Below are 8,848 nucleotides of genomic sequence, written 5' to 3' on the forward strand. Positions count from 1 at the left end.
TCCAGCAACAACCGCTGCTGCGGATCCATCGCCAAAGCCTCACGCGGCGAAATCCCGAAGAACGCCGGATCGAACAGACCCGCATCATGAAGGAATCCACCATGACGCGTATACGTGGTACCCCGATGATCCGGATCCGGGTGATACAAACCGTCCAGATCCCACCCACGATCGGTCGGGAACCCACCCACAACATCCTCACCACCGGCAACCACCCGCCACAAATCCTCAGGAGTCACCACCCCACCCGGATAACGGCAGCCCATACCCACAATCGCAATCGGATCATCACCCGAACCCCGCACCGCAACCACCGGAGCAGACTCGACCGCACCACCGAACTCACCATCCAAATACCGCGCAACAGCCTGCGCATTCGGATAGTCGAACACCAACGTCGCCGGCAACCGCAAACCAGTCGCCGCATTCAACTCATTCCGCAACTCGACCGCGGTCAACGAATCGAACCCCAGATCCTGGAACGCCTTCCCCGGCTCAACCGCCTCAATCGACGCATGACCGAGAACCGACCCGACCCTCTCCCGGACCATGCCCAGCAGGACCTTCACACGCTCGGCCGGCTCCATCGCCACCAGCTGACGCCCCAACACGGTCCCACCAAGGGCGGCTCGTGCGGCACGCCGCACACGCGGCACGAGGCCGCGCAACAGGGCCGGCACATCGGTCCGTGTCCGCAGCGCGGCAACATCCACCCGCAGCGGGACCAGGACGGACTGCTCTGCGGCCAGCCCGGCATCGAATCCGTTCAGCCCGTCCTCGACCGTCAGGGCCGGCAGGCCCTGCCTGCGCATCCGCTCCAGGTCAGCGGAACTGAGGAACTGGGTCAGGCCGGTGGTGGTCTCCCACAGGCCGAACGCCAACGACGTTCCAGGCAGCCCGACCCGACGACGATGAGCAGCAAGCCCGTCAAGGAAGACATTCGCCGCAGCATACGAACCCTGCCCCGCCGCCAGCACCAGACCACCCGCCGACGAGAACAACACGAAGAACGCCAGCTCCATCCCGGCCGTCAGCTCATGCAGGAACCACGCCGCATCCGCCTTCGCCCCGAACACCGCATCCAAACGCTCCGGCGTCACCGACTCGATCAGCCCGACATCACCGACCCCAGCCGCATGCACCACACCCACCAACGGATGCTCCACCGAAACCGACGCCACAACATCAGCCAGCGCAACCCGATCCGTCACATCACAAGCAGCCACCACCACCCGGGCACCAAGCCCCGCCAGCTCCGCCGTCAGCTCCGCCGCACCAGGCGCCTGCGCACCACGACGACTCACCAACAGCAGATGCCGCACACCCCGCTCCACCACAAGATGCCGCGCAACCAACGCACCCAGACCACCAGTACCACCAGTGACCAACACCGTGCCCTCAGAATCGAACTCAGACCTCTCAGACACCGCACCGGCCACCACCCGGACCAGACGAGGAACCATCACCCGCCCGGACCGAATCGCCACCTCCGGCTCACCCGACGCCAAGGCACCGGCCACCGCGTCAACGGATGCGGATGCGTCGTCGATGTCCACCAGGGCGAGGCGTTCCGCGTGTTCGGCCTGCGCCGCCCGGACCAGTCCCCAGACCGGCGCCGCGCCGAGTTCGAGCTCATCGTCGGAGCCCGCCACCACAGCACCACGGGTCACCACGACCAACCGCGCATCCGCGAACCGCTCGTCGGCGAGGAACATCTGGACCTGCTCCAGCACTCCGTGCGAGGCACGCCGGATGGCCACCGGCATGTCCCCGTCGTCCGCCCTCGGGACGGTGATCACCACGTGCGCGGGAACAGCGCCGCTGTCGGCCAGGGTGTTCAAGTCGGCATAACCGGTCGCGCGTTCCAGCCTGGGCAGATCATCACCGATGACAGCCACCTGATCCAATGAGGTGCGCTGCTCCGCGCCGGCGATCGCCGTCCATTCCATATGGAACAGGGGGTTGTCCGTAGCTCCGGCCGGCCGGAGCTGGTCCGGCGAGACCGGACGCAGACCCAATGTCCCGACCTGGGCGACGAGCGCACCCGTCGAGTCGGCCACCGTCACCGAAACCGAGTTGGCCTGCCCGACGCCGCTGACCCGCACGCGGAGCGCGGTCGCACCGGCGGCATGGAGGTCGACGTCGGTCCAGACGAACGGCAGCCACGGCTGCCCGGCCTCCGCCCCCGGAACGAAGTCACCCAGCAAGATCGCGTGCAGGGAGGCATCCAGCAACGCGGGGTGCAATCCGAATCCGGTGGCGTCCCTGTGCGACTGCTCGGGCAACGCGACCTCGGCGTACACCTCGTCCGCAGTGCGCCACGCGGCACGCATCCCCTGGAACAGCGGACCGTAGTCCAGTCCCAGCTCGGCCAGTCGGTCGTACACGTCCTCGACAGGAACCACGTCGGCTTCCGCGGGAGGCCACACCATCAGCCCGCCCGCCGGCTGGGGAGCGGTCTCGGTCAGTTCACCTTCCGCGTGCAGGGTCCATCCAGTGGCGGTGTCGGACTCGCCGCGGCTGTGGATGCGGACGCTCCTGATGCCGGCTTCCACACCGCCCACGGAGACGCGTACCTGAAGCCCGCCATCCGGCCCGACGACCATCGGCGCCCGCAGCGTGAGTTCCCGCACCACGGGGCACTCCGCCTCACGCCCGGCCCGCAGCGCCAGTTCGAGCAGGCCCGTGCCCGGCATCAACACGGTGCCCAGCACCGCGTGATCGGCAAGCCACGGCTGACCGGCGAGCGACAGCCGGCCGGTCAGGGCGAACCCGTCGGAGTCCGGCTCGGTGACCACCGCGCTCAGCATCGGGTGGTCCACCGCGCTCAGCCCCGCCGCGGCAAGATCGGTGCCCATGCCGACCGCGTCGACCCAGAACCGCTGACGCTGGAACGCGTACGTCGGCAGCTCCACAGGACGCCTACCGGCGAACAGCCCGCTCCAGTCGACCGCGGTCCCTGACGTGTGCAGCCGCGCGAGCGCCTTGAGGAAGGCGTGGGCCTCGTCGTGGTCCTTGCGCGCGGTCGGCACGACGAGGACGTCGTCCAGGCTCTGCTGTGCCAGACCGCTGAGGACTCCATCGGGCCCGACCTCGACGAAGACCGAGGCACCCGTGCTCCGGGCGGCGGTGACGCCGTCCGAGAACCGGACGGCCTGGCGGACGTGATCGACCCAGTAGGTGGGATCGGTGAGCTGTCCGGTGGTGGCGAGTTGTCCGGTGAGATTGGAGATCACCGGGATGCTGGGTTCGTGGTACGTGAGTGCCGCGGTGATCTCCGCGAACTCCTCCAGCATCGGCTCCATCAACGGCGAGTGGAACGCATGGCTGACCCGCAGCCTGCGCGTCCGTACCCCACGCTCACCCAGCACCGCGCCGATCTCCTCGACCGCGTCCTCAGCACCGGAAACCACCACGGAAGCAGGCCCGTTGACCGCAGCCACGCCAACCCGGTCGTTCAACAGCGGCAGCACATCCGCTTCGGGTGCCGCGACGGCGAGCATCGCCCCGCCCGCCGGCAACGCCTGCATCAACCGCGCCCGCGCCGCCACCAACGTGCACGCATCATCCAGCGAGAACACACCCGCCACATGCGCGGCCGCGATCTCACCGACCGAGTGCCCCACCAACACATCCGGCACCACACCGTACGACGTCAGCAACCGGAACAACGCCACCTCGAACGCGAACAACGCCGGCTGCGTCATCCCCGTCTCATCCAGCCTCACCGCCAGACCCGAACCCGCCTCCGCGACCATCACATCCCGCAGCGCATACGGCAGCAACGGATCCAACACCTGGCAGATCTCGTCCAACGCATCACCGAACACCGAGAACGCCCCGGCAAGCCCACGGCCCATCCCGAGCCGCTGACTCCCCTGCCCCGCAAACAAGAACCCCAGCCGACCACCCGAACCCGCACCAGTAGTCACACCCGGCCCGGCCTCACCCTCCGCCAGCCTCGCCAACCCGGCCAGCAACTCCACCCGGTCAGCACCCACCACCACCGCACGGTGGTCCAGGCTCGCCCGCCCCGAGGCGAGCGACCCGCCCACGTCGCGCGGGTCCAGGTCCGCCTCGTCGGCGAACCACTCGTACAAGCGCGCTGCCTGAGCACCCAGTGCCTCGGCACTCGCTGCCGACACCAGCCACGGCACGGCGGGAAGGTTGTTCGTTGCGGCAGTGGTTGTCTCTGCGTCGGCTTCGACTGCCTGCTCGATCACGACGTGCGCGTTGGTGCCACTGATGCCGAACGACGACACAGCGGCTCGGCGAGGCCGGCTGTCCGCGTCCCACTCCCGCGCCTCGGTCAGCAGCTCGACCGCGCCCGCGCTCCAGTCCACATGCGGGCTGGGCGCATCGACGTGCAGGGTACGGGGCAGCACACCGTGCCGCATCGACATGACCATCTTGATGACACCAGCGACACCGGCGGCAGCCTGAGTGTGGCCCATGTTCGACTTGATCGAGCCGAGCCACAGCGGGCTGTCGGCGGGCCGGTCCTGGCCGTAGGTGGCGATCAGGGCCTGCGCCTCGATCGGGTCACCCAACGTCGTCCCGGTGCCATGCGCCTCCACGGCGTCCACATCCGACGCCGACAGACCGGCGTTCGCCAGCGCCTGCCGGATCACCCGCTGCTGCGACGGACCGTTCGGCGCCGTCAACCCGTTGCTCGCACCGTCCTGGTTCACCGCCGAACCACGCACCACCGCCAGCACCGGATGCCCATTGCGGCGAGCATCCGACAGGCGCTCCACCAGCAGGACGCCGACGCCTTCGCCCCAGCCGGTGCCGTCCGCACCAGCGGCGAACGCCTTGCACCGGCCGTCCTCGGACAGACCGCGCTGACGCGAGAACTCCACGAACGTGCCGGGCGTCGACATCACCGTGACGCCGCCGGCCAGGGCGAGTTCGCATTCGCCGGACCGCAGCGCCTGCACCGCCAGGTGCAGGGCGACCAGGGACGACGAGCACGCCGTGTCCACCGTCACCGCCGGACCCTCGAAACCGAACGTGTAGGACGTACGCCCGGAAAGCAGGCTTCCGGTGGTCGTCGCGCCCGGAATCCCCAGGCCGTAGTCGTGATACATCTGCCCGGCGAAGACACCGGTCCGGCTGCCCCGCTGGGACCTCGGGTCGAGCCCGGCCCGCTCGAAGGCCTCCCACGAGGACTCCAGCAGCAACCGCTGCTGCGGATCCATTCCCAGGGCCTCACGCGGAGAGATCCCGAAGAAACCGGGGTCGAAGTCCGCGGCGTCGTACAGGAAGCCACCCGTACGGGCATAGGTCTTGCCCGCCACACCGGGCTCGGGGTCGTACAGCCCCTCGATGTCCCAACCGCGGTCGGTCGGGAAGTCGGACACCGCGTCCACCTCGTTCACGACGAGCTGCCACAGGTCCTCCGGCGAGGCGATCCCGCCCGGGTAGCGGCATGCCATGCCCACGATCGCGATCGGCTCGTCATCCACGGCCTTGGCGGTGACCACCGACGTGGCCGAGGCCGCTTCGCCGCTCAGTTCCGCATCGAGGTAGTCGACGACGGCCTGCGTGTTCGGGTAGTCGAACACCAGCGTCGCCGGCAACCGCAGCCCGGTCACCGCATTCAGCTCGTTCCGGAGCTCGACCGCGGTCAGCGAGTCGAACCCGAGATCCTGGAACGCCTTCCCCGGCTCAACCGCCTCGGGCGACGCGTGACCGAGGACGGCCGCGACCCTCTCGCGCACCAGATCCAGCAACGCCCGCAGCCGCTCAGCCGACTCCATGCCCGTCAGCTGACGCCCCAGCACGGAACCACCGTCGGCAGCGGCAGCACGCACCGCGCGCCGCATCCTCGGCACCAGTCCGCGCAACAGAGCCGGCACATCGGTCCGGTTCCGCAGCGCGGCAACATCCACGCGCAACGGCACCAACAACGGCTGATCGGAGACCAGTCCGGCATCGAACCCGCTCAGTCCGTCCTCGACAGGCAAGGCCGGCAGACCCTGCCTGCGCATCCGCTCCAGGTCGGCGGCGCTGAGGAACTGGGTCAGTCCGGTGGTGGTCTCCCACAGGCCGAACGCCAATGACGTACCCGCCAGGCCGCGAGCGCGTCGGTGGACGGCCAGCCCGTCCAGGAACACGTTCGCCGCAGCGTACGAACCCTGCCCCGCCGCCAGCACCAAGCCACCGGCTGAGGAGAACAACACGAACGCCGCCAGGTCCATCCCGGCCGTCAACTCGTGCAGGAACCACGCCGCGTCCGCCTTCGCCGCCAGCACCGCATCCACACGGTCCGGCGTCAACGCGGCAATCAGCCCGTTGTCACCGACACCGGCCGCGTGCACGACGCCGGTCAGCGGGTGTTCCACCGGCACCGACGCGATGACTCCCGCGAGGGATCCGCGGTCCGTGACATCACAGGCGGTCACCGCAACATGGGCGCCAAGCTCCGTCAGCTCGGCCGTCAGCTCCGCCGCACCCGGTGCGTCCGCACCACGACGACTCACCAGCAGCAGATGCCGTACACCCTGCTCGGCCACAAGATGCCGCGCGACGAGCGCACCGAGTCCGCCCGTGCCTCCGGTGACCAGCACCGTGCCGTCGGGGTCGAGCGTCCATGCCTCACCGGCAGCCGGGGCCGCGCGCACCAGGCGAGGAACCACGACCGCACCGGCCCGGATCGCGAGCTCGGGCTCACCGGAGTGCAGCGCACCGACGAGCGCCGCACCCGACTCGTCCGTACGGTCGAGGTCCGCGAGCACGAACCGGTCCGGGTTCTCGGCCTGCGCCGACCGGACAAGTCCCCACACCGGCGCCGTGGCGAGCTGGAGTTCGTCGTCCGAACCCGTCGCCACGGCACCCCGGGTCACGACCGCCAGCCGCGACTCGGCAAACCGCTCGTCAGCCAGGAATGCCTGAATCTGCCCGAGCACCGCCGACGTCGACCGACGCACCGCGGCGGGAACATCGCCCTCGTCGGCGGGGCACGTGAACACCACCCACGGGGGCACCGAGCCGGCCGCCGCCAGGGCCTCGAAGTCGTCGAACGTGCCCGCTGCGGTCGGCAACCCGGCGACCGGGGCACCGACGAGTGCCACACCGTCGTCGGCGACATCGCCCGTCGACAGCGGCGACCACTGCATGGCGAACAGGGAGTCGCGCCGAGCACTGAGCTGCTCGACCGACACCGGTCGCGACACGAGCGAGTCCACCGTCAGGACCGGCGCACCCGTACCGTCCGCGAGAGCCATCGCACCCGTGGTCCGGGAGATCCGCACGCGCAGCTCGGTGGCGCCTGCGGCATGCAGGTTCACACCGGACCAGACGAACGGCAGCAACGTCGCCGCGTCCACGCCGCGGTCGACCACGAGCAGCGCGTGCATCGTCGCGTCGAACAGGGCGGGATGCAGACCGAACCGGCCGGCCTCGGCATGCGCCTGCTCGGGCAGGACGACCTCGGCGAAGACGTCGTCACCACGCTGCCAGACCGAGCCGAGTCCCTGGAAGACCGGACCGTAGGCGTATCCGCGCTCCAGAAGGAACTCGTACGCGTCAGCGGTGTCGAGCACCGTGGCCCCGGTGGGCGGCCATTCCTCAAGGCCCGCCCCGGGGGCCGATGCGTCGGAGCCGAGCGCGCCCTCGGCGTGCAGGGTCCAGGCACCGTCCACGTCCTGCTCGTCACGGCTGTGGATGGTCACCGTCCCGGCAGCGACCGTGACCCGGAGGTGAAGCCCCCCGTCATGCGGAATCACCAGGGGCGCCTGGAGTGTCAGCTCCTGCACCACGGGAAGCCCCGCTTCGTGCCCGGCGCGCAGCGCCAGCTCCAGCAGACCCGTCCCGGGCACCAGCACGGTGCCGAGCACGTCGTGGTCGGCGAGCCAGGGGTGGGTGGTGAGCGACAGCCGTCCGGTGAGCGTCAGCCCGCCCGCGTCGGGAGTCGCCACCACAGCACCCAGCAGCGGGTGATCGATCGTGGTCAGTCCGACCGCCGACAGGTCACCGAGGGCCGGCCCGGATTCGAGCCAGTACCGCTGGTGCTGGAAGGCGTAGGTCGGCAGGTCGACGTGGGCCTGGGTGTTCCCGAAGTGGGCGGTCCAGTCGACGGTCACACCGGTGGTGTGGAGCCGGCCGAGTGCTTCGACGAACGCCTGGGCCTCGTCGCGGTCCTTGCGCGCGGTCGGCACGACCACGGCCGTGTCATCGACGCTCTGCTGCGCCAGGGCGCTGAGGACACCGTCGGGTCCGACCTCGATGAACACCGAGGCATCCGCGGCAGTCACACCGTCGGCGAACCGGACGGCCTGACGGACGTGATCGACCCAGTAGTCCGGGTCGGTGAGCTGTCCTTCAACAGCCGGCTGTCCGGTCACGTTGGAAACGATGGGAAGAGCAGGTTCGTGGTACGTGAGTGCCGCGGCGATCTCCGCGAACTCCTCCAGCATCGGCTCCATCAACGGCGAGTGGAACGCATGGCTGACCCGCAGCCTGCGCGTCCGCACCCCACGCTCACCCAGCACCGCGCCGATCTCCTCGACCGCGTCCTCAGCACCGGAAACCACCACAGAAGCGGGCCCGTTGACCGCCGCAACACCCACCCGGTCGTTCAGCAGCGGCAGCACATCGGTTTCGGGTGCCGCGACGGCGAGCATCGCCCCGCCCACCGGCAACGCCTGCATCAACCGCGCCCGGGCCGCCACCAGCGTGCACGCATCGTCCAGCGAGAACACACCCGCCACATGCGCAGCCGCGATCTCACCGACCGAGTGCCCCACCAGCACATCCGGCACCACACCGTACGAGTCCAGCAACCGGAACAACGCCACCTCGAACGCGAACAACGCCGGCTGCGTCATCCCCGTCTCATCCAGCG

1 protein-coding gene is annotated in these 8,848 nt (G+C 69.5%); it reads right to left on the reverse strand.

All coding sequences use genetic code 11. The features are described from left to right. Positions 1 to 8,831 (reverse strand): SDR family NAD(P)-dependent oxidoreductase (locus tag ACFVUT_RS37445; RefSeq protein ID WP_389671144.1); only part of this gene is annotated, 8,831 nt, incomplete at its 3' end. Positions 8,832 to 8,848: the final 17 nt, after the last annotated feature.

The organism is Streptomyces sp. NPDC058051, assembly GCF_042885475.1.
Lineage (GTDB): Bacteria > Actinomycetota > Actinomycetes > Streptomycetales > Streptomycetaceae > Streptomyces.